Raw genomic sequence first — 24189 nt, forward strand, 5'->3', positions numbered from 1 at the left:
CGACGAATGAGACTGGTTGCGTCTGTTTTCCCTCTTCCCGACATATCGGCAAGGTGGCGAAAAAGCCCCGTGGCATGAAGCCTGCGGGCACGACAGCGCAGCCGCGTGGACGATAACGTCCGCCCGCCTTGTCGTTTCATGACAATTTTCGACGGCAGGTTGCGCCCTGCCGCCATCGATGTTTGCGGCCAGAAGCCGCATGAAAGAAGAATATTTTGACCAATGAAAACACTTTGACCGGTGAGAACACTGGGGAACTGACCGGTTTCGCCGCACTTGGAATTAGCGGTGCACTGCTCAAGGCCACCCATGGCGCCGGCTTTACCGATCCCAAGCCGATTCAGGCGCAGGCCATCCCGCCGCAGCTCGAAGGCCGCGACATTTTCGGCATCGCCCAGACCGGCTCGGGCAAGACCGCGGCGTTCGCACTGCCGATCCTGTCGAAGATCATCGCGCTTGGCACCAAGCGCCGGCCGAAGACGGCTCGCGCACTGATCCTGGCGCCGACGCGCGAGCTCGCCGTACAGATCGAGGACACCATCAAGATTCTCGCCAAGGGCGCACATGTCTCGACCGCGCTGGTGCTTGGCGGCGTCTCGCGTTTCAGCCAGGTCAAGAAGGTTGCACCCGGCGTCGACATCCTGATCGCCACGCCTGGCCGGCTGACCGATCTGGTGCGTGAGGGCGACCTCGTACTTGCCGACACCAAATGGCTGGTGCTCGACGAAGGCGACCGCATGCTCGACATGGGCTTCATCAACGACGTCAAGCGCATCGCCAGGGCAACGGCGCCGGACCGTCAGACGGTGCTGTTCTCGGCGACTATGCCGGCCGAAATCGCCGAGCTGGCGAAAGGCTTGCTGAAGAACCCGATCCGCGTCGAAGTCGCCCCCCACAGCACTGCGGCCGCGGAGATCGTGCAGGGCGTCGTCTTTGCCCGCACCAAGCAGAAGCGCCAGGTGCTGTCGACGATGCTCGCCGACGACGCGATGAAGTCCGTTATCATCTTTTCGCGCACCAAGCATGGCGCCGACAGGGTGACCAAGGACCTCGAGCGCGACGGCTTCAAGGCCGCCGTTATCCACGGCAACAAGTCGCAGAATGCCCGCCAGAAGGCGCTCAACGATTTCCGCGAAGGCTCGGTGCGAATTCTCGTGGCGACCGACATTGCAGCACGCGGCATCGATGTGCCCGGCATTAGCCATGTGGTGAATTTCGACCTGCCGGACGAGGCGGAGAGCTATGTCCACCGCATCGGCCGCACCGGCCGTAACGGCATGGATGGCATCGCCATCACGCTTTGCGACCCTTCGGAAAACGCCAAGCTGCGCCAGGTCGAGCATATCATCCGCACCAAGCTGCCGATCGTTGCCGATCATCTCGGCAGCCCCGATCCGCAGCGCAATCCGGCCGAGAAGAACGAGCGCAGCTTCGAGCCGGCCAACGATCGCAACGACCACAACGGCCGTCGCGACGGCAGGCGTCCCGGCGGCGCCAACAACGGCTTCGCCAAGAAGCGTTTCGGCGGCGACAAGCCGGCCTTTGCGGGCGACCGCAAGCCGGAAGGCGCCAAGCCCTTCAAGGGCAACAACAAGCGCCGCTTCGGCGCCAAGCGGCCGGCTGCGCGGGCGGCATAACCTGACCGTTTTGCGTCCGGCCAAGCCTGGCTTGGTTACTCACGATTGAAAAGGGCGACCGGAGTGATGCTTCGGTCGCCCTTTGCTTGAGGCCTCTGGTTTACTTCACCACCGCCTCGACCCACACGACAGTCCGCTGCGCGAGGGAAGGCGTGGTCAATGGCGCGAGCGCGTCGCCGGCAATGACGTGGCGCCCCAGCGACCCGCAAACACGATCCGTCGCCGCGTCACCGATCCTATTCGACCGGTGGCTTGCGGTCGAAATTCAGCGGCCGCGCATCCCAGCGGGTGACCGTGCTGATCACCCATCGGCAGAACGGCCTCGGCAGCATCCTGAGCAGCTTCAGCGTCCAGCTCAGGCGGCGTGGGAAAGTGACTTCGAAGCCGCCGCATTCGATGCCTTGCGCGATACGGCGCGAGGCCAGGTTGACCGGCATCAAGCCCGGCATCGGCAGGACGTTCTTCTCAGTCAGCCGCGTGTCGACAAAGCCCGGATTAATCACCTGGATGCGGACGTTCATCTTGTCGAAATCATATTTCAGCGACTCGGCCAGGATATTGACCGCCGCGTTGGTGCCGCCATAGGCGGCGGTAGTGGGCCAGCCGAAATAGGCGGTGACCGAACCGATCAGCACGACATGGCCGCGCGAGCGCACGCGCATGCGTTCGATGACCGGCACCAGGCCATTGATGATGCCGAAATAATTGACTTCGAAAGACCAACGGAAATTGCGCGCGACAAGATCCTCGCCGGGCGTTGCGATATAGCTTCCCGCGTTGAACACTGCCAACACGATCGGACCGAGATTTTTCTCGATCGCTGCAACCGTCTCTGCCATGCGTTTTTCGTCGGTCACGTCGCAAGGAAAGGCTGCGACACGCCCCGACATCTGCGCCGTTTCGACGATGAGCGTATCGATCGGCTGGTCATCGGGCGCAGTCACCGCGATGACATAGCCCTGAGCGGCAAGATCCTTGGCCAGCGAACGGCCGATACCGCTGCTGCCGCCCGTAATCCAGGCGACGCCATGCTTCGGATTGGCCCGATAGAGTGTCATGCTGCGCCCCGCCGGCCCTTCTTAACCTGTGCTCTACCGGTGAAGAAATCGAATGAAAAGAGTGCTTTTCGGTACATCGTTGAAATGAATACCGGCTGGGCGCCCCTGGGTGCAGGAATTGCAGTGTGCGAATGCGACTGGACCAGGCAAATTCTTGCCTTGAAACCGAAGCTTCGGGTTTCTAGGGTTTCGCCGCACCCACAAAGGAATCTCCATGCCCCGTTCTGTGATCGACGTGATCGGCAACACGCCCCTGATCCGCCTCAACAAGGCCTCGGAAGCAACCGGCTGCGAGATCCTGGGCAAGGCCGAATTCATGAATCCCGGGCAGTCGGTCAAGGACCGCGCCGGCCTGTTTATCATCCGCGATGCGGAGCAGCGCGGGTTGCTGCGGCCCGGCGGCGTCATCGTCGAGGGGACGGCCGGAAATACCGGCATCGGCTTGACACTGGTTGCCAAGGCGCTCGGCTACCGCACGGTGATCGTCATTCCCGACACCCAGAGCCAGGAGAAGAAGGATACAATCAAACTGCTCGGCGCCGAGCTGATCGAAGTGCCCGCCGTGCCTTACAAGAACCCGAACAACTACGTGAAGCTGTCGGGCCGGCTGGCCGAGCAGATGGCGAAGACCGAGCCGAACGGCGCGATCTGGGCCAACCAGTTCGACAATGTCGCCAACCGTGACGGCCATATCCGCACCACGGCCGAAGAAATCTGGAACCAGACCGACGGCAAGGTGGATGGTTTCGTGTCGGCGGTCGGTTCCGGCGGCACTCTGGCAGGCGTCGGTTTCGGGCTGAAGGCCAAAAACAACCAGGTCAAGATCGCGCTGGCCGATCCGCTGGGGGCAGCGCTCTATTCCTTCTACACCAGCGGCGAGCTGAAATCCGAGGGCAGTTCGATCACCGAAGGCATCGGGCAGGGGCGGATCACCGCCAACCTCCAAGGCTTTACACCCGATTTTGCCTTCCAGATCCCCGACGAGGACGCGCTGCCGATCATATTCGACCTGATCCAGGAGGAGGGGCTTTGCGTTGGCGGTTCGACGGGCATCAACATTGCCGGCGCCGTTCGCCTGGCGCGCGAGCTAGGCCCCGGCCACACCATCGTGACCATGCTTTGCGACTACGGCACGCGCTACCAGTCGAAGCTGTTCAATCCTGAATTCCTGCGCGAAAAGAAGCTGACGGTGCCGGGGTGGATGGAGCAACAGAGCACGATTTCGGTACCGTTCGAAAGGGTTGCGTGATGGCGCACAAGACCGAAGCGCTGTTTCGTGACGACGCCTATTTGGGGACGGCCGACGCCACCGTCGTCGCAGTCAACGATCGCGGCGGCATCATTCTGGACCGGACGGTGTTTTACGCCACATCGGGCGGACAGCCGGGCGACACCGGCAGCCTCGAACGTGCCGACGGCACCGGCATAGCGATTGCCGCTACGATCACCGGCGAAACCAAGGACGAGATCATCCATGTGCCGGCGCTGGAGCAGGCAGTTCCAAAGGTGGGCGAGCGCATGCGGCTCGCCATCGACTGGCCGCGGCGGCAGTTGCTGATGCGCATGCATTCTGCCTGCCACTTGCTTACCGTCGTCTGCCCGTTCCCGATCACCGGCGCCGCGGTTTCCGAGGACGACAGCCGTATCGATTTCGACATCCCGGACGCCGGCTTTACTAAGGAAGACGTGACGGCCAGACTGATGGAGCTGGTGCGGGCCGACCACCCGATCTTCACCCGGCTCATTTCCGACGAGGAACTGGCATCCAATCCGGGCCTGGTGAAATCCAAGAATGTGCGCCCTCCGGCTGGCACGGGAAAGATCCGATTGGTCTGCATCGGCGAGAACGCCTCGATCGACAGCCAGCCTTGCGGCGGCACCCATGTAAAGAGCACCGGCGAAATCGGCGAGATCCATATCGGCAAGATCGAGAAGAAGGGCCGCGAGAACCGGCGCTTCCGCATTCGCTTTGGTCCTATGCCGCCAGCCTGATATAGGACTGCGACAGGCGGGACAGGAGAGAAAAGATGGCCGACGACAGTCCTTTCACCATCGATGCCGATTGGTTGCAGAAGCGGCTCGGCAAGCCCGGCCTGACGATTGTCGACGCGTCCTGGTATCTGCCGGCACAAAAGCGCGACGCGCGCGCCGAGTATGGCGCAGCGCATATTCCAGGCGCCCGCTTCCTTGACCAGGATGCGGTTTCGGACCCCGACGCGGCTCTGCCGCACACGCTGCCGTCGCCGCAGCATTTCGCGCAATATGTCGGCGCGATGGGTATTTCGGCCGATGACACGATTGTTGTCTATGACGGGCCAGGGTTCTTTTCTGCACCGCGCGTCTGGTGGTTGTTTCGCGTCATGGGCGTATTCCAGGTCTATGTTCTCGACGGCGGCTTCGACCGTTGGAAAGCCGCCGGACGGCCGGTGACGGCGGAGCCGACGAAGATCGCCCCTTGCGTGTTTTATGCCAACTTTGATGCCGCCCGCGTCGCCAGCCTTGCCGACATGCGCCGGATCGTCGAGACGGGGGAGAGCCAGATCGCCGACGCGCGCTCGCCTGGCCGTTTTGCCGGCACCGAGCCGGAGCCGCGCCCCGGCATCCGCTCCGGTCATATGCCGGGCGCGCACAACGTGCCGTTTTCGGCGCTTTCGGAAAACGGCGAATTGTTGCCAAAGGACAGGCTACGCAACGTGATCGAAGGAGCGGGCATCGACCTGTCGAAGCCGGTCGTCACCTCCTGCGGCTCGGGCGTCACCGCGGCAGCCATCACGCTAGCTTTGGAGACGCTTGGCCATACCGACAACAGGCTTTATGACGGTTCGTGGACCGAATGGGGCGGGCTTTCCGACACGCCCGTCGTGACGGGCAAGGACTGACGGGAATGGAAGACGGATCGCTGGAAGACATCGACGTCACCGTGACGTTTCTCGAAATGCATGTGCCGCCTGCCTATTCGCCCCCTCTGCCGTACAACCGCCAGATCGCGCTGCTCAAGACCAAAGACATTCCGCTGCATTTCTACCGCTATTTGATGGATCGGGTCGGCCGCAAATGGCACTGGGTCAATGTGCTGAGGCTGAGCGACGAGGAGCTTGCGGCGGGCATTCACCGCGAGGACCGCGACATCAGGGTGCTTTATCTGGATGGTGCGCCGGCCGGCTTCTTCGACCTCAAACCGCATTTGCCGGAGGAAGTGGAACTCGCTTATTTCGGAATGATGGAGCACGCGACCGGGCAAGGCATCGGCCGCTGGTTCCTCGGTGCGGCAATCGCCGCGGCGTGGTCGCACGGGCCAAGGCGGGTAACCGTGCAAACCTGTACCCTCGATCACCCGGCAGCACTGCCGCTCTATCAAAAACTAGGCTTTACGCCAGTGGCGCAAAAAAAAGAGGTCGTACATCCGATGTCTTTCGCCGAGCGCGCGGCCAGCGTCATGCGGCCGTGATTTCAGGCCCGTTCATCCAGGCTTCAGCTTGTCGTTGCCACGCCCAGGGTCTGGATCAACACTCAAAGGTGTGTCCGACTTGTATGAGCCTGGCACTTTCCATATCGCTGTCGTCTAAAAACCGATGGTGATGGAGGATCGCACGATGACAATACGGGTGGTAATGGCCGGCGCGACGGGCTGGGTCGGCAAGGCGCTGGTTCCGGCGATCGGGGCGCAAGGCGACATGGCGCTGGCCGGGGCCGTGTCACGTAGCGGCGCTGGGCAGGATTCCGGTCTGCTGGTTGGCATGCCGGCTAATGGTATTGTCGTTTCGGCTTCGCTGGCCGAGGCGCTGGAGGCGCCGTCGGACGTACTGGTCGACTTCACCAAGCCGCATGTCGTGAAAGACCATGTGCTGCTCGCCATCGACAAGGGACGGCACGCTGTGATCGGCACATCGGGACTGGGTGCTGCCGACTATGCCGACATCGATGCCGCGGCGCGCGCCAACGGCGTCGGCGTCGTTGCCGCCGGCAACTTTTCCATCACCGCGACGCTGATGAAGCGGTTTGCACTTATGGCGGCAAAATACGTGCCGGATGTCGAGGTCATCGATTATGCCAGTGCAAAGAAGCCCGACGCGCCCTCCGGTACCGCACGGGAGCTTGCTGAGGCGCTGGCCGACATCCGCAAGGCCTCAACGGCAAAGCCGGTCTCCGAGGTCTCTGGCGTGCCGGCTACTCGCGGGGGTGCGGTCGGCGCAGGCGAGGGGGTGCAAGTGCACGCGCTTCGCCTGCCGTCCTACATCCTGTCCTGCGAGGCGCTGTTCGGCCTGCCAGACGAGCGGCTGACCATCCGCCACGACGCCGGCTCGTCCGCGGCACCCTATGTGGCGGGCACGCTGCTCGCCATCAGACGGGTACAGCAGATCAAGGGTCTGGTTCGCGGTCTCGACGCGCTGATGGACTGATCCATTTCGGCAGGAATCGGGTGGGAAGCTCTGTCTTGCGAGCATAATTTCCGGTCAACGACACCGGAGATTTTGCCATGATGATAAGATTCAAGGCCTTGCCAACCGACGCGGTCCGGGCACTTCAGCGCGGCGGGGCGGATGCTTATGGCCTGAAGCCAGAGCGGCAGATTTCGGACGGCGACGGCGTGCCTTGCCGTCATTGCTTGAAGAATGTTGCTGCGGGGGAACCCTATCTTGTTCTGGCCTATCGGCCTTTTTCGGAGCTGCAGCCTTATGCCGAAACCGGGCCGATCTTTCTGCATGCGGAAGAATGCGAACGCGCTGCCGAGGTTGAGTTGCTTCCCGAAATGCTCGAAAGCAGCGATTACATCGTGCGCGGTTATTGCAAGGACGACCGTATTGTTTACGGTAGCGGCGGCGTCATTCCGACCGACGCCATTGCCGCACGGGCAGAGACGTTGTTCAGACGCGACGACATTGACTACGTCCACATCCGCTCGGCCCGCAACAATTGCTATCAGTGCCGGATCGACCGCGCGTAACCGAACAGGCTGCACCGGCTTGGGCCTGTCGCACTCCCGTCGCATACAAGCGGTAGAAAGAGACTGTCGATCGATTTGCCGACCGCGGATGAACCGGCGGAAATCTCGATAACCGAGGAAGCGGGGCTTTGGCTCCGCTTTTTTGTGCCTGCATTGTTCGCAAAACAAAAAACCCGCCGGGATTAGCCGGCGGGCTTGAACGATTTGCCTGGAGGGCCTTAGTTGAACTTATACTTCGCACCGATACGGACGGTGTGGAAAGAAGGAGTGGTGGTGAGGACATCGCTCGGCCCTCCAAACTCCTCCAGAATATCCTTCTCGGCAAACTGCGAATAACGATATTCGAGACCGACAGTTACGTTGTTGGTCACGGCCGCTTCCAAACCACCACCGACCGAGAAGCCGCTCGAGCCCCAATCGATGATGTCGCCGATGGGTGAAGATGCGTTCAGATCGAAATGCTGCCAGCTGTAACCGCCAAGCACATAGGCGAGGGTTGATTCGTTGACCTTCAAACCGACCCGGCCCAGCACATCGAAACCATAGTCGGTGTCCAGATTAATGGACCCGCCGGGCACTTCCAGCTCCGAGGTCATGCCGGAGTAGCGAGCATCAACCATAACGCCGGCAACCCAGCTGCCGAAGTCATGATCGTAGCCGGCGTTCAATTCGCCAAACACGCCTTCGCCGCCGATACCGTTGAACTCCAGGTCGCCAAGCGGCGGAACATTGATCTGATGCACCGACGCACCCGCGCCGCCCGCACCGCCGATATAGAAGCCGGTCCAGTTGTAGGTAGGTGCCTCAAAGGAAGAGACACCGCCATTCTGGGCGCCAAAACGATAATTGGCTGCTACCTGGAACGTGTGACGCGATGTATCGAGGTTGATTGCGCCATCCGGTACACCGAACTCGGAAAGGACATCATCGTTGGTGCTGAATTGCGTAAAACGATATTCGGTTTTGATGGTCCAGTTGCTGTTGATGGCCGTCTCGACGCCGGCTCCGACGAAGTAGCCGCTCTGGTCCCAGTCGAAGTCAAAACCTGCGCTCGTGTCAAATTTGTATTTCTGCCATGAATAGCCACCAAGGACATAGCCCAAAGTGTTTGGCGTGAAGAGGTAGCCTGCCCGCAAGCCAGCGTCGAAACCATAGGTCTCTTTGACCGATGCGTCGAATCCAGCAACGTCGAGGGAGGTTTCGATGTTGCCGGCATGAGCGTCCAGAAGTCCGCCGATCAGGAACCGCGGCGCCACCATATAGTCATACCCAACGGTGAGTTCACCGTACAGGCCTTCGCCACCAATACCGTTGAACGACACCCCAGGAATGAAGTCGCTGCTCAACTCGTGGACGTTCGCCCCGGCGCCAACGCCAAAGCCGACGTAGATGCCACTCCAGTTGAAGCCCGCCGTCTCCACGACCGGTTCGACCACGTCGGCGGCATGAGAGACCGACCCAAGCGCCAGAACAGAAACTGCGCCGAGAAGAAGAGATTTCGTGAATTTTCTGCTGATCATTACCCTGCCCCTGGTGAACCCGACATCTACGTAGCATCGGCTCATTGTGGCGGCTGTAACAAAAAAGCCACAGAAAGAGCACATTGCATCAAACGGGCACCAGATGCGGGCAAGACCGGCTGTAGACCGAGAAAATTGCCTGTGAACAAGCAGCCGCCGACAGCATCGGCGACTCATCAGGAACAAACGGTTGGAAATCAGGCCGCGAGAACGGCCTTCGGCTCGACCAGTTCGTAACCGAGCGCTTCGGCCACCGCGCGATTCGTTATCTTGCCCTTGTGGACGTTCAGTCCGTTGCGCAGATGGTGGTCGTCTACCAGCGCCTTGAGGCCCTTGTCGGCGAGCTGCAGGCCATAGTGCAGCGTAGCATTGTTGAGCGCGTGGGCCGAGGTGACCGGCACCGCACCCGGCATGTTGGCGACGCAATAATGGATGATGCCGTCGACTTCATAGGTCGGCTCGGCATGGGTGGTGGCGTGCGAGGTCTCGAAACAGCCGCCCTGGTCGATGGCGACGTCGACCAGCACGGCACCTTTCTTCATGCCCGACAGCATTTCGCGCGTCACCAGCTTGGGCGCTGCTGCCCCCGGGATCAGCACGGCGCCGACGACTATGTCAGCCGAAAAACATTCTTCCTCCAGCGCCTCGACGGTCGAGTAGCGGGTGTGAACGCGGCCGCCAAAGATGTCGTCGAGCTGACGCAGGCGCGGGATCGAGCGGTCGATAATAGTGACGTCGGCGCCGAGGCCGGCCGCCATCCGTGCGGCATGCAGGCCGACAACGCCGCCGCCGAGCACGGTGACCTTGCCGGGGAGCACGCCGGGCACGCCGCCAAGTAGCACGCCGCGGCCGCCATTGGCCTTTTGCAGCGCCGTGGCGCCCGCCTGGATCGACAGGCGGCCGGCAACTTCCGACATCGGCGCCAAGAGCGGCAGGCCGCCGCGCTCGTCGGTGACCGTCTCGTAAGCTATCGCGGTCACGCCGGAGGCCAACAGGCCCTTGGTTTGCTCCGGATCCGGGGCAAGATGTAGATAGGTATAGAGGATCTGGCCGTCGCGGAGCTGAACCCATTCGCTGGGCTGCGGCTCCTTGACCTTCACGATCATGTCGGACTTGGCAAACACGTCGGCTGCCGTCTTGGCGATCGTGGCGGCGGCAGCGCGATACGCGTTGTCATCGGCGCCGATGCCTGCACCGGCGCCGGTCTCGACCAGCACTTCATGGCCATGCGCGACATATTCGCGGACCGAGCCCGGTGTCAGGCCGACGCGGTATTCGTGATTCTTGATTTCCCGGGGGCAACCGACGCGCATCTTTTTTCTCCTGATCCGGCCCTTTGGGGCTCGTTCCCTGTCTAGAAATAGTGAACCACGAATCGCTCGATAAGTGTTTGCGAATGCGCTTGCCTGAGAGGCGACTCTTCGATAATCGTTGCGCAAAACATTGCAATTGTCGCAGGAACTCGCAAAAATGCCGCTCGACAGGATTGATATTGCCATTCTTGAGACGTTGCAGAAGGATGGGCGGATACCCAATGCAGCGCTCGCCGAGAAGGTCGGCCTATCGCAGTCGGCCTGTTCGCGGCGGCTGGACAATCTGGAGAAATCCGGAACCATCCGCGGCTATCACGCCCGGCTGTCCAACGCTGCACTTGGGCACCAGATGACGGCGATCGTGCATATATCGCTGTCCGGGCAATTCGAGAAGACGTTGTCGGATTTCGAGGCGGCGATAAAGCGCTGCCCGAACGTCCTATCCTGCCATTTGATGTCGGGCGAATATGACTACATCCTGCGCATAGCGGCAAAGGATCTCGTCGACTACGAACGTATCCACAAGGAGTGGCTGTCGGCAATGCCGCATGTGACGAAGATCAATTCGTCTTTTGCCTTGCGCGAAATCGTCGATCGCACGGCCGTGGGAATGAAACCTGAACTCGCCTAGGCCCGAACTCGCCTAGGTGTTGACTGCCTCGGTCACCACACGGTCCATCGGAATGTCGTGTGGCTGCGGGTAGATGCTGACGATGCGCTGCAGTTCGTAGCCGACGCCGATGACCAGCGGCTTGAAGGGCATCGCGGCAAGCGTACGATCGAAGAAGCCGCCGCCATAGCCCAGGCGAAACTGCTCAGGATCGATGCCGACAATCGGCGAAATGACTATGTCGGGTAACACCGGATCGCCGTCAGCCGGTATCGGGATATTCCAGACGCCCTTCTCTAGCCGGTCTCCGTGGGTATAGGCGCGAAAGACAAGCGGCCGGTCTTTCTCGACGACGACGGGCAACGCCGTGCGCCCGCCCCGCGCGTTGACGGTTTCCATCCACGGGCGCAGGTCCGGCTCGCCGCGAAACGGCCAATAGAGGCTGACCACGCGGCCGGCGACGTCACCGATCACCGCGTCGAGCCCTTCGGCAATGCGCTGCGACATGGCTGCGCGCGTGTCGGCTGAAACGGCAAGGCGGGATGCGATCAATCGCTGGCGCTCGGCCTTGCGCCAGCGCCTTACGTCGGTCCAGTCGGATAGCGGAGCTTGGAACTCCGGGTCGAGCTCGTGCATAAAACAAGGCGGGGAGGCGTACTGCGCTGAGCCTTCGTCTTCATCCCTAGCCATGCTTCACCTGCAATATACAGTTCCAACCAAGTCGTATCGTGGACGCAGGCTATATCTGGGAACGAGTCTGCAGCATGCGTATTCACGACATCAAGAGACGACTCCCAGTTAGTTGCAGCGCAGGCATTGCTGCACTGCACAAGGACACTTACATCAGCCTTGGCGAGAGGGATGAGTGAGATGAACACAACCAACCATCACGTCGTCGTCGTGGGCGCCGGATTCGGCGGTCTCGAATTCACCCGCGCACTTGCCGGCGCGCCGGCGCGCATCACCATGATCGACAGGCGTAATCATCACCTCTTTCAGCCACTACTCTACCAGGTGGCGACGACGGCGCTGGCCACCTCCGAAGTGGCCTGGCCGATCCGCCATCTCCTGCGCAAGCGCGATGATGTGACGACGCTGCTCGCCACCGTTACCGGCATCGACCGCACCGGCAAGCGCGTGCTGCTGCAGGACGGTGGCACGGTCGCTTACGACACGCTTGTGCTGGCGACCGGCGCGCGGCACGCCTATTTCGGCCATGACGAGTGGGAACCGTTCGCCCCGGGCCTGAAGACGCTGGAGGACGCCACCACCATTCGACGGCGTATTCTTTTGGCTTTCGAGCGGGCCGAACGGGAAACCGATCCCGCCAAGCGTCAGGCATTGCTGACGCTGGCGATCGTCGGCGGCGGGCCGACCGGCGTGGAACTGGCCGGCACCATTGCTGAGCTGGCGCACGACACGCTGCGCGGTGAGTTCCGCAACATCGACACGCGGCAGACGCGTGTGGTGCTGATTGAGGCCGGCGACCGCATCCTCTCCAATTTCGCTCCCGAACTCTCCGGTTATGCAACGAAGGCGCTCGAAAGGCTCGGCGTGACCGTCGAACTCGGCCGGGCGGTTACGCGCTGCGATGCCGAGGGTGTCGTCTTCGGCGACACACACTTGCCGGCCAGGACAATCCTGTGGGCGGCGGGCGTCGCCGCTTCGCCGGCCGCCGAATGGCTCGGCGCGGCAGCGGACCGCGCGGGCAGGGTGCTTGTCGAGCCCGACCTGAGTGTGCCGGGAAACCCGGAGATTTTCGTCATCGGTGACGCAGCGCACGTCCTGCGGCCGGATGGCCGGCTGGTGCCGGGCGTCGCGCCGGCCGCCAAGCAGCAGGGGCGGCACGTCGCCGCGACGATCAAGGCAAGGCTTGCCGGTGACGCGACACCGCGTCCTTTCAGCTACAGGCATGACGGCGATCTGGCGACGATCGGCAAGCGCGCCGCGGCCATCGATTTCGGCTGGATCAAGCTCACCGGCCGGCTTGCCTGGTGGCTGTGGGGCTTGGCGCATATCTACTTCCTGATCGGCTTTCGTAACCGGCTTGCGGTTTCCCTGAGCTGGCTATGGATCTACTTCACCGGTCAGCGCAGCGCGCGGTTGATCACCCAGGGCGACGACGATAAGGGCTGATTGTTCGCTGCCGGACATTCATCGGCGCGTCACCTCCTCTTGATGGAATCGGCTTCTGGACTCGGCTGGATTTCGGCGCGAAGCTTTGCTTAGGGCAGGACTTGTCACGTCGTGGAAGAAAGAGAAAACGAATGTCCCAACTGCGCCACCTCGTCTCACGCCGCGATTTCCTCGCCGGCGTTGCCGCCAGCGGAGCGCTGATCATGCTGCACCCGTTCTCCGCCCGTGCTCAAGCCAATCAGGCGCATCTGAGAATTATGGAGACGACCGACATCCACGTGAATGTGCTGCCTTACGATACTACGCCGACAAAGCCAACGACACGATGGGGCTGTCGCGAACGGCATCGTTGATTGAAGCCGTGCGAAAGGAAGCAACCAACGCGATGCTGGTCGATAATGGCGACCTTCTACAAGGCAACCCGATGGGCGACTACATCGCCTACGAGAGAGGGATGAAGGATGGCGATCTGCATCCGGTCATGAAGGGCATGAACCTGCTCGGCTACGAATGCTCGACGCTCGGCAACCACGAGTTCAACTATGGCCTGTCGTTCATGGACAAGGTGCTGGCCGGCGCCAATTTCCCGTTCGTCTGCGCGAACCTGATCCGCGGCACCGAGCTCGCCGCGAACCCGCGCGACGACAAGCTCTATCTCAAGCCGTATGTCATCCTCGACAGGAAGATCAAAGACGGATCGGGCGCCGAGCAACCGATCAGGATCGGCATCATTGGCTTCGTGCCGCCGCAGATCATGGTCTGGGACCTGAAAAATCTCGAAGGCAGTGTCAAGACGCGCGACATCGTCGAGGCGGCCAAGGCGTGGGTGCCGCAAATGAAGGAAGAAGGCGCCGACATCGTCATTGCGCTCTCCCATTCCGGCATCGACGTGAAGCAAAGCGACATGATGGAGAATGCCTCCGTCTTCGTGGCAGGTGTCGAAGGCATCGATGCGGTGTTCACCGGCCACCAGCACCTCGTCTTCCCTGGCAAGAAGGACTTTCAGTTGCTGGAAGCCGTCGATCCGGCGAAAGGCACGCTGCAAGGCAAGCCCGCCGTTATGGCCGGCTTCTGGGGCTCGCATATGGGGCTGATCGATCTGTTGCTGGAGCGCGACGGATCGACATGGAAAATCGTCTCGGCGACCTCTGAGGCCAGGCCGATCTTTGAGCGGGTCGACAAGACGAACAAGCCGACCGTCGCGGACGACCAGCGCATCGTCGACGCGCTCAAACAGGATCACGAGGCGACGCTCGCCTATGTGCGCCGGCCTGTCGGCAAAACCTCGGCGCCGCTCTATTCCTATTTTGCGCTGGTCGCCGACGATCCATCGGTCCAGATCGTCAGTCAGGCGCAGACCTGGTACTTGAAGGACATCCTGAAGAACACCGAGTGGAAGGATATGCCGCTGCTGTCGGCAGCGGCACCGTTCAAGGCGGGTGGGCGCAACGGCGCCGACTACTACACCGACGTGCCGGTGGGCGATATCGCCATCAAGAACGTCGCCGACCTCTACCTCTATCCAAACACGGTGCGCGCCGTCGAAATCACCGGAGCGGAGGTGAAGGAATGGCTGGAAATGTCGGCCGGCATCTTCAACCGGATCGAACCGGGCAAAGCCGACCAGGCGCTCATCAACACTGACTTCCCATCCTATAATTTCGACGTGATCGACGGCGTCACCTACAAAATCGATCTGTCGCAGCCACCGAAATATGATTCGAAGGGCGGGCTGGTGAATGCTGGCTCGAACCGCATCATTGACTTGATGTTCAACGGCAATCCAATTGATCCCAAGCGGAAATTCGTCGTCGCCACCAACAACTACCGAGCCGGCGGCGGAGGCAATTTCCCGCAGATCAATGCCTCGAAGATCATCTACGAAGCGCCCGACACCAACCGCGATGTGATCGTGCGTTATATCGTCAGCAAAGGCACCATCAATCCGTCGGCGGACGCCAACTGGTCGTTTGCGCCACTACCGGGAACCAGCGTCGTATTCCAGACCGGCGCCAGGGCAAAGGATTTCATTGCGCAAGTGACGTCGCTGAAGATCGAGCCGGCGGGCGAGGGCGAAGCAGGGTTTGCCAAGTACCGCATCACTCTCTAGGTGAGGATTTGAGCGTCGACTCGAAACTGTCTCAGCGCTAAGATACTGTCCGGTATGGCAAACCTTTTTCCAGCAGATGGCCTTGTCACCCACGTGGTGCGAAACGCCGCTTGATGGCAGGCATGACCAGATCCAGTGCGTCCGTCGAAATCCCACCGGAATAATCGTCCGGCAGTTGGTCGATCGAGGCTGGGTCGTCGAGGCCTTGTGAAAAGCCGCCGCCGGAATAGGGACCGAGCAGGTAGACATGGCTGCCGACACCGTCCATACGGTCGAGAAAACGGTCCGGCCAGCCCCACATCCACTTTGCGATATTGACGGGGATGAGCAAAGTGCCCTGGCGGCAGGCATCAGGAACGTAGCCGCTCCAGCCGAGCGCAGTGTAGCGAAGAATGCAGCGCGTCAGGGATGCGCGGCTCAGCGTGTGCGTATCCGGCAACGCTGCCTTGACCGCGTCCATAGGCCTGTCGCCGCCATAGACCGTCAGATTGGCGCGCTCGGCCGGCGTCAATGTGGCGAGCCAGGCAGCCAGCATCTCGCCTTCCTTGGGATCGTTGCTTTTGACGTTGATGTTGAAGCGTCGGTTCGGGAAGCGCTGCAAGACTTCATCCAGCGACGGCATCATGCCGACACCCTTGCCGCGAAACGGAAAGGTCTTGCCGCCATCGGCAGTGTAGCCATAACCAATATCGAGCGCCTTCAATTCGGACATTGCATGGCTGCGCGTTTGACCCTTGCCGTCGGTGCGACAATCCAGCGTCCAATCGTGGAAGACGGCGAACTTGCCGTCCGTGGTAGGATGGACATCAAGTTCGAGCGCGTCCGCACCGAGCGCGAAGGCGGCTTCCATCGACGGTATCGTGTTCTCGAGGAGGGAATGGCGCGGCGTCAGCATGCGAGCGGCCGTGCATGTTTCCGATCCGAGGTTCGTACGGTCGAAATCCTGAGCCAGGCCGCGATGCGCAAGCACCGAAGGGGTGCCGGCCGGCCGGCTCGAAAGCAGCGAGGTGTTGTTGAGCCAGATGCCGCCTGCAGCGACAAGAATTGCAACGAGGGAGATCGTCCGTCTGCGCATGATATGATTTCCCATTGGCCGTTATGGCCGCATCCTGCGTCACGATCGGACTTTTTGACGGCCGGGCAGATCAAACGGCCGCTAAAGATTCCCGGGGAGGGTCCCCAGCAGCGTTGGAATCGTTATGGTTGCAGCCGTCCATATGCGCTAGTTTTAGTCATGCGCTATGTCATCGTCATCACGACCGTCACCTTTTTCCTGATCTGGGACGGCATTTACAACCAAGGCCGCTACCTCGACAGGACGGTCAGGGAGGTGACCCGCATCGTGCACTATGTAACCAGCATGGTGTAGTTTCTCTTCGCTGCTACGGTTCGCAGACGCGACAAACCTGCCGATTGACGGCACGCTGCCGCTGACACAAAAGAACGCCGGTCCAACGGTCGAGGAGGCTGGGTTGATCCGGCATATCGTTTTCTTCAGCGCACGGCATAAAGCGGATGTCGAGGCAGTGCGCACGGGCCTCCTTGAGCTTGGCAAGATACCTCATTCGCGTCATTTCGAGGTAACGCTCAACACCAAGGTCGACCCGCTCTCGGATGAGATCGATGTGGTCGTCTACGCCGAGTTCGAGGACGAAGCGGCGCTCGCCGCCTACAAGGCGCATCCGCTCTATGCAGAGACGACCAGCCGGGTCAAACCGCTACGCGAATTGCGTTATTCGGCCGACATCGTTGCAAGGTGACGAGCCGCCGTCCACTACCCGCTGATAGTGGTCTTGCCGCTGAGGCGTCGGCCAAGCCCTTGAACCATTTTCAGGAATGAGGCACATCGCGCGGACATGACCGAGAACACCTCCGCAAGGCCTCATCCGCTCGATCACTTGGTGCTGCCGACCGCGAGCCTCGATATTGCGCGGGCGCGCTTGACCCTGCTTGGCTTTACCGTTGCCCCGACAGGTATCCACCCTTTCGGAACGGAAAACTGCTGTGTCTTCCTCACCGACGGCACCTATCTCGAGCCGCTCGTGGTCGCCGACAGACAGGCCGTGGCAAAGGCGATCGCGAACCGCAATGTCTTTGTCGCGCGTGATCGCACCTATCGCGAAGAAAACGGCGATGAAGGATTTTCTGCCGTGGCGCTGGGCACCGAAAGCGCCGCCGCGGACTACGCGCGCTACATGGAAGCCGGTCTGTCGGCGGGAGACGCGCTAAGCTTTTCGCGCGCCTTCACCGATGCGACGGGAACGAGCGAAACCGCATCGTTCAAACTGGCCTTCGCGGCTACAGGCAAGGCAACGGACGCTTTTCTCTTCGCCTGCGAGCGGATCAATGCGCCGAACATCGACCGCACTGCGTTGCAGGTCCACGCTAATGGCGCAACCGGCATTGTCGAAGTCGTAGCAGTCACTGGCGAACCTTTCGAACAAGGCCGCTTGATTTCGATCGCAGCCGGAATCGAGGCGCAGGGCGGCACTGTCTATGAGCTGCCGAATGCCGTTGTAACCATTCTGGATCCTGCAGCCTATTCGGCACGCTTCGGCATTCCTGCCGGCGCGCCATCTGAACTCCGCTTTGCTGGGATCGTCTTTTCGATTAGGCACGCCGACGCCGTCGCCAAGCTGCTTGCAGCCAATTCCGTCGAACACCACACGCGCGGCGGTGATATCATCGTGCCGCCGGCGCCAGGGCAGGGCGCCGCCTTCATTTTCCGGGAGATCGCATGAACAAGCTCAATCCACTGATGCCGAACTCTTCCGTTGCGGTCGGCAAAGTCATTTTCGGCAACAGCGCGCCCTTATCGCTGATCGCCGGTCCATGTCAGCTGGAATCGCGGCAGCACGCTTTCGACATGGCCGGTGCGCTAAAGGAATTGACTGAAAGGCTCGGCATTGGGCTCGTCTACAAGACCAGCTACGACAAGGCCAATCGCACCTCGCTTGGCGGCACGCGCGGCGCGGGGCTTGAAGCGGCAATGCCTATCTTCGACGACTTGCGCAAGAATTTTGTGCTGCCGATCCTGACTGACGTCCACACTGAGGAACAATGCGCGATCGTCGCTCCGCATGCCGATATCCTGCAGATTCCTGCCTTCCTCAGCCGCCAGACCGATTTGCTGATTGCTGCGGCAAGAACCGGCAAGGTGGTCAATGTGAAGAAGGGCCAATTCCTCGCGCCGTGGGACATGAAAAACGTCGTCGCCAAGATCATCGGCTCCGGCAACGCCAATGTCTTGGTGACCGAGCGCGGCGCATCCTTCGGTTACAACACCTTGGTGTCCGACATGCGGGCGCTGCCGATCATGGCCGAGATCGGTGCGCCGGTGATTTTCGATGCCACCCATTCCGTGCAGCAGCCGGGTGGGCAGGGCGGTTCGTCTGGAGGCGACCGGCGCTTTGTCGAGACGCTGGCGCGCGCGGCCGTCGCGGTTGGCGTCGCCGGCGTCTTCATCGAGACGCACCAGGACCCCGACAACGCGCCTTCCGACGGTCACAACATGGTGCCGCTAAAGGATCTTCCCGCATTGCTTGAACGACTGATGGCCTTCGATCGCATCGCCAAGAGCGTGGGTTGAACCAGCAGTTGCGCCACAGCAGCGTCGTCAGGAAAACTTTGAAGAATTTCGAACCCGCCTGGAACCTTAGCCCGCGGCCCTCATTGTCAAAATCTAATGTCAACGACGACGAGGAGAATACCATGACGACCCAGACGGGACACACCGAAGCCATCGCCGCTTCGCGGGTTATCGGCACATCGGTCTACAACACGGAAGGCACTCATATCGGCGACATCGAGGACGTCATGCTCGACAAATTGTCGAACGGAATCATGTTTGCCGTCATCGGTTTTGGCGGATTTCTCGGCATTGGCGAGAAATACCACGCCATTCCGTGGGCGAGCCTTGATTATGACGAGAACAAGGGTGGCTATGTCGTGCCGTTCACCAAAGACCAGCTGATGGCCGCTCCTTCTTACTCGATCAACGAGCTGACCGGCGCCGACGGCGAGGCCGCACGTGACGCCTCATACAACTACTACAAGGTCGAGCCTTACTGGCATTGACCTTACTGGCACTGACTAAGTCTCCTGGAATCAAAAAAGGCCCCCGGGAAATCGGGGGCCTTTCGATGTGGCGGGTTGCTACTGCGCAATCTGCAGGGCCGGCAAAGGCGACGATCCCTGCGGGGGTTGCTGATTGTCGCACGACGTCAGGAACGCAGCCGCGATCAGGAACAAACTCACAATACCGCTCAACTGGGACATGGCGAAACTCCTCCTGTTTCGCCCCGCGCGACAACAGCCATAAACCAGAAACCGGCATGCGGCCTATGACAAATGATGACAGTGTTTTGTGCTTCGTGAGTCCCAAGAGCGGCAATGGGCGCGGGGCAATATTTGCAACTGCCCCGATTGCGTTTTGCGGCGCTTTGGCTAAGAGGTGCGCGACGCTTCAATCGATCAATCGGGGACATCGCAATGACGGCCATCATCGACATTGTCGGGCGTGAAATCCTGGACAGCCGCGGAAATCCGACCGTCGAGGTCGACGTCGTGCTCGAAGATGGCTCGATGGGTCGCGCCGCGGTGCCGTCCGGTGCCTCTACCGGCGCGCATGAGGCGGTCGAACTGCGCGATGGCGGCCCCCGCTATCTCGGCAAGGGCGTGCTCACGGCGGTCGAGGCGGTGAACGGCGAGCTGTTCGAGGCGATCGGCGGCATGGAGGCAGAGAATCAGATCCATATCGACCAGACCATGATCGAGCTCGATGGTACGGCCAACAAGAGCCGGCTCGGCGCCAATGCCATCCTCGGCGTGTCGCTGGCGGTGGCCAAGGCCGCGGCCGAAGCGGCCGACCTGCCGCTCTACCGTTATGTCGGCGGTACCAAGGCCCATGTGCTGCCGGTGCCTATGATGAATATCATCAATGGCGGCGCGCATGCCGACAACCCGATCGATTTCCAGGAATTCATGATCCTGCCGATCGGCGCGCCGACGCTGCGCGACGGCGTGCGCTGGGGCTCGGAGATCTTTCATACGCTGCGAAAGAAGCTGAAGGACGCCGGCCATAACACCAACGTCGGCGACGAGGGCGGCTTTGCTCCCAACCTGAAGAGTGCGCCGGCCGCGCTCGACTTTATCATGGAATCGATCGAGCAGGCTGGCTTCAAGCCTGGCGAGGAGGTTGCGCTAGGTCTCGACTGCGCGGCGACCGAATTCTTCAAGGATGGCAACTACGTCTATGAAGGCGAGAGGAAAACCCGCGACCCGAAGGCACAGGCCAGATATCTGGCCAAACTTGCTGCCGACTACCCGATCATCACCATTGAGGACGGCCTGGCGGAGGATGACTGGGACGGTTGGAAAATACTGACCGATCTCATCGGCAAGCAAACGCAGCTGGTTGGCGACGATCTGTTCGTCACCAACACGGCGCGGCTGCGCGACGGCATCCGCATGGGTGTCGCCAATTCGATCCTGGTCAAGGTCAACCAGATCGGCTCGCTTACCGAAACGCTCGACGCCGTCGAGACCGCGCACAAGGCCGGCTATACCGCGGTGATGTCGCACCGCTCGGGCGAGACCGAGGATTCGACCATCGCCGACCTCGCCGTTGCCACCAATTGCGGGCAGATCAAGACGGGCTCGCTGTCGCGCTCGGATCGCATGGCCAAGTACAACCAGCTCATCCGCATTGAGGAGGAGCTCGGCAAGCAGGCGCAATATGCCGGCAAGTCGATCGTGAAAAGCTGATTTCGAGAGAAAATCCGTGGCGGCGAGGGCGGGGACATTCCCGCCCTTTTTTGCTTCCTGGCTCTGAATCCAACAGGCTGTAACCGTCCATTAAGCACAATCGGGCGACAAAGGCGGCGTAGAGGATTCGGACCATGTGGACACGCCAGCACAAGCAAAGAAACACCGGCCGGCTGATCATCCCCTCGCTCTGCGTGGTGTTCCTGACTTATTTCGGTTTCCATGCCTATCATGGCGAGTTCGGCATCTATTCCAAGTATCAGCTCGAAGCTGAGACTGCCGAATTGCAGGGCAGGCTCGATACCGTCAAGGCACGTCGGATCGATCTCGAGCGCCGCGTTCAGCTGATGCATGAGGGCACGCTGGAGAAGGACATGCTGGACGAGCAAGCGCGCAAGGCGCTTAATCTGTCTCACGCCGACGAGATCACCATCATGTTGCCGGTCGCAAGATAATCCGATTTCAGTTAATCGGCGATATTTGCAATGATTTTAATTGCTTAGATGCATGACAGCCATGCGTTTTCGGCATGGCGAAAGCCTTCCCTGCATGTTAGCCTGCCTCAAATCGGTGGGAGAACTGATCTCCCTCGCTGTCCGCCAAGAGACGCCAACAGGGAGTGATGCATGGCCACCGCCACCAGAAAAGCGCCTGCCAAATCCAAATCAGACGGTAAAACGCCGGGCCTTTCCACCCCGAAGCCTGTTGAATTCACCAAAGACCAGGAGCTTGCCGCCTACCGGCACATGCTGCTCATCCGCCGCTTCGAGGAAAAGGCCGGCCAGCTTTACGGCATGGGCTTCATCGGCGGTTTCTGCCACCTCTACATCGGCCAGGAAGCGGTCGTTACCGGCATGAAGATGGCGCTGATCGATGGCGACCAGATGATCACCGCCTATCGCGACCATGGTCATATGCTGGCCATGGAGTTGTCACCGCGCGGCGTCATGGCCGAACTGACCGGGCGCCGTAGCGGCCTGTCGAGAGGCAAGGGCGGCTCCATGCACATGTTCTCCAAGGAGAAGCATTTTTACGGCGGCCACGGCATCGTCGGCGCGCAAGTGTCGCTCGGCACCGGCATTGCCTTCGCCAACCGCTATCGCGGCAACAACAATGTGACGCTGACCTATTTCGGCGATGGCGCCGCGAACCAGGGCCAGGTCTACGAAAGCTTCAACATGGCCTCGCTGTGGAAGCTTCCGGTGATCTACATCATCGAGAACAACCGCTACGCCATGGGCACCTCGGTCTCGCGCTCTTCGGCCGAGACGGATTTCTCGCACCGCGGCGCCTCCTTCAAGATTCCAGGCATCCAGGTCGACGGCATGGATGTGCGCGCCGTTAAGGCCGCCGGCGACCTCGCCGCCGAATGGTGCCGCGCCGGCAACGGGCCGCTCATTCTCGAAATGCAGACCTATCGTTACCGCGGCCATTCGATGTCGGATCCGGCAAAATACCGCTCCAAGGAAGAAGTGCAGAAAATGCGCTCCGAACGTGACCCGATCGAGCAGGTCAAGGCGCGGCTGCTCGACAAGAAATGGGCAAGCGAGGACGAACTCAAGGCCATCGACAAGGAAGTCCGCGACGTCGTCGCCGACGCCGCGGAATTTGCCCAGAACGACGCGGAGCCGGATCCGTCCGAGCTCTGGACCGACATCGTACTTTAACGAGAGGGCAAGGACATGCCGATCGAAATTCTCATGCCCGCCCTCTCGCCGACCATGGAAGAGGGTAATGTTTCCAAATGGTTGAAGAAAGAGGGCGACAAGGTCGCGGCGGGTGACGCCATTGCCGAGATTGAGACCGACAAGGCAACGATGGAAGTCGAAGCCGTGGACGACGGCACGCTTGCCAAGATCGTGGTTCCTGCCGGCACCGAGGGTGTCAAAGTCAACACGCTGATCGCCGTGCTGGCCGTCGATGGCGAAGACATCGACGAGGCAGGCGAAGGTATCGGCGAGGAGGCTGTTGAGTCGCAAGCGGAAGCGCCCGCGGCTGCTCCGCCCCCCGCGGCTGCTCCGGCCAAGAACGAAGCGGCAGCACCTGTTGCCGCCTCGCCCAAGCTGGAAATTGCCGCCGATCCCGACATCCCGGCCGGCACCGAAATGGTCTCGACCACAGTGCGTGAAGCCTTGCGCGATGCAATGGCGGAGGAAATGCGCCGCGACGGCGACGTCTTCGTCATGGGCGAGGAAGTCGCCGAGTACCAGGGCGCCTACAAGATCACGCAAGGCCTGTTGCAGGAATTCGGTCCGAGACGCGTGGTCGACACGCCGATCACCGAGCACGGCTTTGCCGGCGTTGGTGTTGGCGCGGCGATGGCCGGCCTGAAGCCGATCGTCGAATTCATGACCTTCAACTTCGCCATGCAGGCGATCGACCAGATCATCAATTCAGCCGCCAAGACGCTCTATATGTCCGGCGGCCAGATGGGCGCCCCGATCGTCTTTCGCGGCCCGAACGGCGCTGCTGCCCGCGTCGCCGCGCAGCATTCGCAGTGCTATGCCGCCTGGTACAGCCATATTCCCGGCTTGAAGGTGGTGATGCCTTATACCGCCGCCGACGCCAAGGGTCTGCTCAAGGCGGCGATCCGCGACCCGAACCCGGTCATCTTCCTCGAGAACGAAATCCTTTACGGCCACTCCTTCGACGTGCCGAAGATGGACGATTTCGTGCTGCCGATCGGCAAGGCGCGCATTCACAAATCCGGCAAGGACGTGACCATCGTCTCGTTCGGCATCGGCATGACCTACGCGATTAAGGCCGAGGCGGAGTTGCGTGGCATGGGCATCGATGCCGAGATAATCGACTTGCGCACCATCCGCCCGCTCGACTTCGACACGATCATCGCCTCGGTCAAAAAGACCAATCGCCTGGTGGTGGTCGAGGAAGGCTTTCCGCAGAACTCGGTCGGCGACCATATCGCCAATCAGGTCTCGCAGCGTGCCTTCGATTTCCTCGACGCACCGGTCATCACCATTGCCGGCAAGGACGTGCCGATGCCCTATGCAGCGAACCTCGAAAAGCTGGCGTTGCCCAATGTCGGCGAGGTCGTCGAGGCGGTCAAAGCCGTCACATATCGCTGAGCAGGGCG

General features: G+C 61.1%; 24 protein-coding genes and 1 pseudogene. 19 read left to right on the forward strand and 6 right to left on the reverse strand.

The annotated features are described in order from the left end of the window. Positions 1 to 215: 215 nt before the first annotated feature. Positions 216 to 1637 (forward strand): DEAD/DEAH box helicase, encoded by a 1422-nt coding sequence (locus tag NKH42_RS17730; protein WP_352751732.1) that lies wholly within the window; start codon positions 216 to 218, stop codon positions 1635 to 1637. A 236-nt stretch (positions 1638 to 1873) separates the two neighbouring features. Here NKH42_RS17730 and NKH42_RS17735 read toward each other — a convergent pair whose 3' ends face one another. Continuing rightward, positions 1874 to 2695 carry an SDR family NAD(P)-dependent oxidoreductase gene (locus tag NKH42_RS17735; RefSeq protein WP_352751730.1) on the reverse strand — a complete coding sequence of 274 codons (822 nt, stop codon included), beginning with the start codon at positions 2693 to 2695 and terminating at the stop codon, positions 1874 to 1876. Between the two features lie 214 nt (positions 2696 to 2909). On the opposite strand from NKH42_RS17735, the gene NKH42_RS17740 reads away from it, so the two are divergent. From NKH42_RS17740 to NKH42_RS17765, 6 genes are all read left to right on the forward strand, one after another. Beyond that, entirely contained in the window at positions 2910 to 3944 is a 1035-nt protein-coding gene (locus NKH42_RS17740) for a cysteine synthase A (protein WP_352751728.1), read from the forward strand. After that, on the forward strand, positions 3944 to 4687 hold the full coding sequence (locus NKH42_RS17745) for an alanyl-tRNA editing protein (RefSeq protein WP_254817175.1): 744 nt from the start codon (positions 3944 to 3946) through the stop codon (positions 4685 to 4687). Before NKH42_RS17740 ends, NKH42_RS17745 begins: the two co-directional genes overlap by 1 nt. 35 nt (positions 4688 to 4722) lie before the next feature. Next, positions 4723 to 5574, forward strand: a complete 852-nt coding sequence (gene sseA, locus NKH42_RS17750) for a 3-mercaptopyruvate sulfurtransferase (protein ID WP_352751726.1) — start codon at positions 4723 to 4725, stop codon at positions 5572 to 5574. A 5-nt stretch (positions 5575 to 5579) separates the two neighbouring features. Continuing rightward, complete coding sequence (locus NKH42_RS17755; protein WP_292655364.1) at positions 5580 to 6143, forward strand: GNAT family N-acetyltransferase; 564 nt, start codon at positions 5580 to 5582, stop codon at positions 6141 to 6143. A gap of 145 nt (positions 6144 to 6288) precedes the next feature. Next, complete coding sequence (gene dapB / locus NKH42_RS17760) at positions 6289 to 7095, forward strand: 4-hydroxy-tetrahydrodipicolinate reductase (RefSeq protein WP_254817178.1); 807 nt, start codon at positions 6289 to 6291, stop codon at positions 7093 to 7095. A 77-nt stretch (positions 7096 to 7172) separates the two neighbouring features. Continuing rightward, a complete protein-coding gene (locus NKH42_RS17765; protein ID WP_352751724.1) occupies positions 7173 to 7640 on the forward strand; it encodes a DUF1203 domain-containing protein in 468 nt (155 codons plus the stop codon). Between the two features lie 218 nt (positions 7641 to 7858). Here the strand turns inward: NKH42_RS17765 and NKH42_RS17770 are convergent, their stop codons facing one another. Then, positions 7859 to 9160, reverse strand: coding sequence for an outer membrane protein (locus NKH42_RS17770; protein WP_352478814.1), 1302 nt, complete (start codon positions 9158 to 9160; stop codon positions 7859 to 7861). Positions 9161 to 9357: 197 nt separating this feature from the next. Beyond that, the gene (ald, locus tag NKH42_RS17775; RefSeq protein WP_352974330.1) at positions 9358 to 10473 is read right to left on the reverse strand and encodes an alanine dehydrogenase; all 1116 of its coding nucleotides are present in this window, start codon (positions 10471 to 10473) and stop codon (positions 9358 to 9360) included. 157 nt (positions 10474 to 10630) lie between these two features. On the opposite strand from ald, the gene NKH42_RS17780 reads away from it, so the two are divergent. Continuing rightward, entirely contained in the window at positions 10631 to 11104 is a 474-nt protein-coding gene (locus tag NKH42_RS17780; protein ID WP_023675099.1) for an Lrp/AsnC family transcriptional regulator, read from the forward strand. Positions 11105 to 11116: 12 nt separating this feature from the next. On the opposite strand, the gene NKH42_RS17785 is transcribed toward NKH42_RS17780, so the two are convergent. Further along, on the reverse strand, positions 11117 to 11773 hold the full coding sequence (locus NKH42_RS17785) for a 5-formyltetrahydrofolate cyclo-ligase (RefSeq protein WP_352689288.1): 657 nt from the start codon (positions 11771 to 11773) through the stop codon (positions 11117 to 11119). Between the two features lie 180 nt (positions 11774 to 11953). Between NKH42_RS17785 and NKH42_RS17790 the strand changes: the two genes are divergently transcribed. Then, on the forward strand, positions 11954 to 13219 hold the full coding sequence (locus NKH42_RS17790) for an NAD(P)/FAD-dependent oxidoreductase (RefSeq protein WP_352689290.1): 1266 nt from the start codon (positions 11954 to 11956) through the stop codon (positions 13217 to 13219). A 131-nt stretch (positions 13220 to 13350) separates the two neighbouring features. Beyond that, positions 13351 to 15329: pseudogene (locus NKH42_RS17795) on the forward strand (bifunctional 2',3'-cyclic-nucleotide 2'-phosphodiesterase/3'-nucleotidase). A gap of 85 nt (positions 15330 to 15414) precedes the next feature. Here NKH42_RS17795 and NKH42_RS17800 read toward each other — a convergent pair. After that, positions 15415 to 16404, reverse strand: a complete 990-nt coding sequence (locus NKH42_RS17800; RefSeq protein ID WP_352507425.1) for a glycerophosphodiester phosphodiesterase family protein — start codon at positions 16402 to 16404, stop codon at positions 15415 to 15417. A gap of 159 nt (positions 16405 to 16563) precedes the next feature. Between NKH42_RS17800 and NKH42_RS17805 the strand changes: the two genes are divergently transcribed. The 5 genes from NKH42_RS17805 (at position 16564) to NKH42_RS17825 (ending at position 19406) form a co-directional block, all read left to right on the forward strand. Then, positions 16564 to 16698, forward strand: coding sequence for a hypothetical protein (locus NKH42_RS17805; protein WP_292655342.1), 135 nt, complete (start codon positions 16564 to 16566; stop codon positions 16696 to 16698). Between the two features lie 103 nt (positions 16699 to 16801). Then, positions 16802 to 17089: a Dabb family protein gene (locus NKH42_RS17810; protein WP_352507424.1), complete on the forward strand. Its 288-nt coding sequence runs from the start codon at positions 16802 to 16804 to the stop codon at positions 17087 to 17089. A gap of 96 nt (positions 17090 to 17185) precedes the next feature. Then, positions 17186 to 18070, forward strand: coding sequence for a VOC family protein (locus NKH42_RS17815; RefSeq protein ID WP_352507423.1), 885 nt, complete (start codon positions 17186 to 17188; stop codon positions 18068 to 18070). Further along, positions 18067 to 18918 carry a 3-deoxy-8-phosphooctulonate synthase gene (kdsA, locus tag NKH42_RS17820; protein WP_352507422.1) on the forward strand — a complete coding sequence of 284 codons (852 nt, stop codon included), beginning with the start codon at positions 18067 to 18069 and terminating at the stop codon, positions 18916 to 18918. The genes NKH42_RS17815 and kdsA overlap by 4 nt, the downstream gene beginning before the upstream one ends. A 122-nt stretch (positions 18919 to 19040) precedes the next feature. Next, positions 19041 to 19406, forward strand: a complete 366-nt coding sequence (locus tag NKH42_RS17825) for a PRC-barrel domain-containing protein (RefSeq protein ID WP_023675091.1) — start codon at positions 19041 to 19043, stop codon at positions 19404 to 19406. 78 nt (positions 19407 to 19484) lie between these two features. Here the strand turns inward: NKH42_RS17825 and NKH42_RS17830 are convergent, their stop codons facing one another. Next, positions 19485 to 19607, reverse strand: a complete 123-nt coding sequence (locus tag NKH42_RS17830) for a hypothetical protein (RefSeq protein WP_084642452.1) — start codon at positions 19605 to 19607, stop codon at positions 19485 to 19487. 213 nt (positions 19608 to 19820) lie between these two features. Here NKH42_RS17830 and eno point away from each other — a divergent pair, with 213 nt between their 5' ends. The 4 genes from eno to NKH42_RS17850 all read left to right on the forward strand — a co-directional run bounded on the left by eno (position 19821) and on the right by NKH42_RS17850 (position 24181). Beyond that, positions 19821 to 21095 carry a phosphopyruvate hydratase gene (gene eno / locus NKH42_RS17835; protein ID WP_352507421.1) on the forward strand — a complete coding sequence of 425 codons (1275 nt, stop codon included), beginning with the start codon at positions 19821 to 19823 and terminating at the stop codon, positions 21093 to 21095. Between the two features lie 134 nt (positions 21096 to 21229). Further along, the gene (locus NKH42_RS17840) at positions 21230 to 21550 is read left to right on the forward strand and encodes an FtsB family cell division protein (RefSeq protein WP_352507420.1); all 321 of its coding nucleotides are present in this window, start codon (positions 21230 to 21232) and stop codon (positions 21548 to 21550) included. A 171-nt stretch (positions 21551 to 21721) separates the two neighbouring features. After that, the gene (gene pdhA / locus NKH42_RS17845; RefSeq protein WP_352507419.1) at positions 21722 to 22762 is read left to right on the forward strand and encodes a pyruvate dehydrogenase (acetyl-transferring) E1 component subunit alpha; all 1041 of its coding nucleotides are present in this window, start codon (positions 21722 to 21724) and stop codon (positions 22760 to 22762) included. 15 nt (positions 22763 to 22777) lie between these two features. Further along, entirely contained in the window at positions 22778 to 24181 is a 1404-nt protein-coding gene (locus NKH42_RS17850) for a pyruvate dehydrogenase complex E1 component subunit beta (protein ID WP_352507418.1), read from the forward strand. Positions 24182 to 24189: the final 8 nt, after the last annotated feature.

Origin of the sequence: Mesorhizobium sp. M1142 (assembly GCF_040318565.1) — a bacterium.
In the GTDB taxonomy this organism is placed as follows: domain Bacteria; phylum Pseudomonadota; class Alphaproteobacteria; order Rhizobiales; family Rhizobiaceae; genus Mesorhizobium.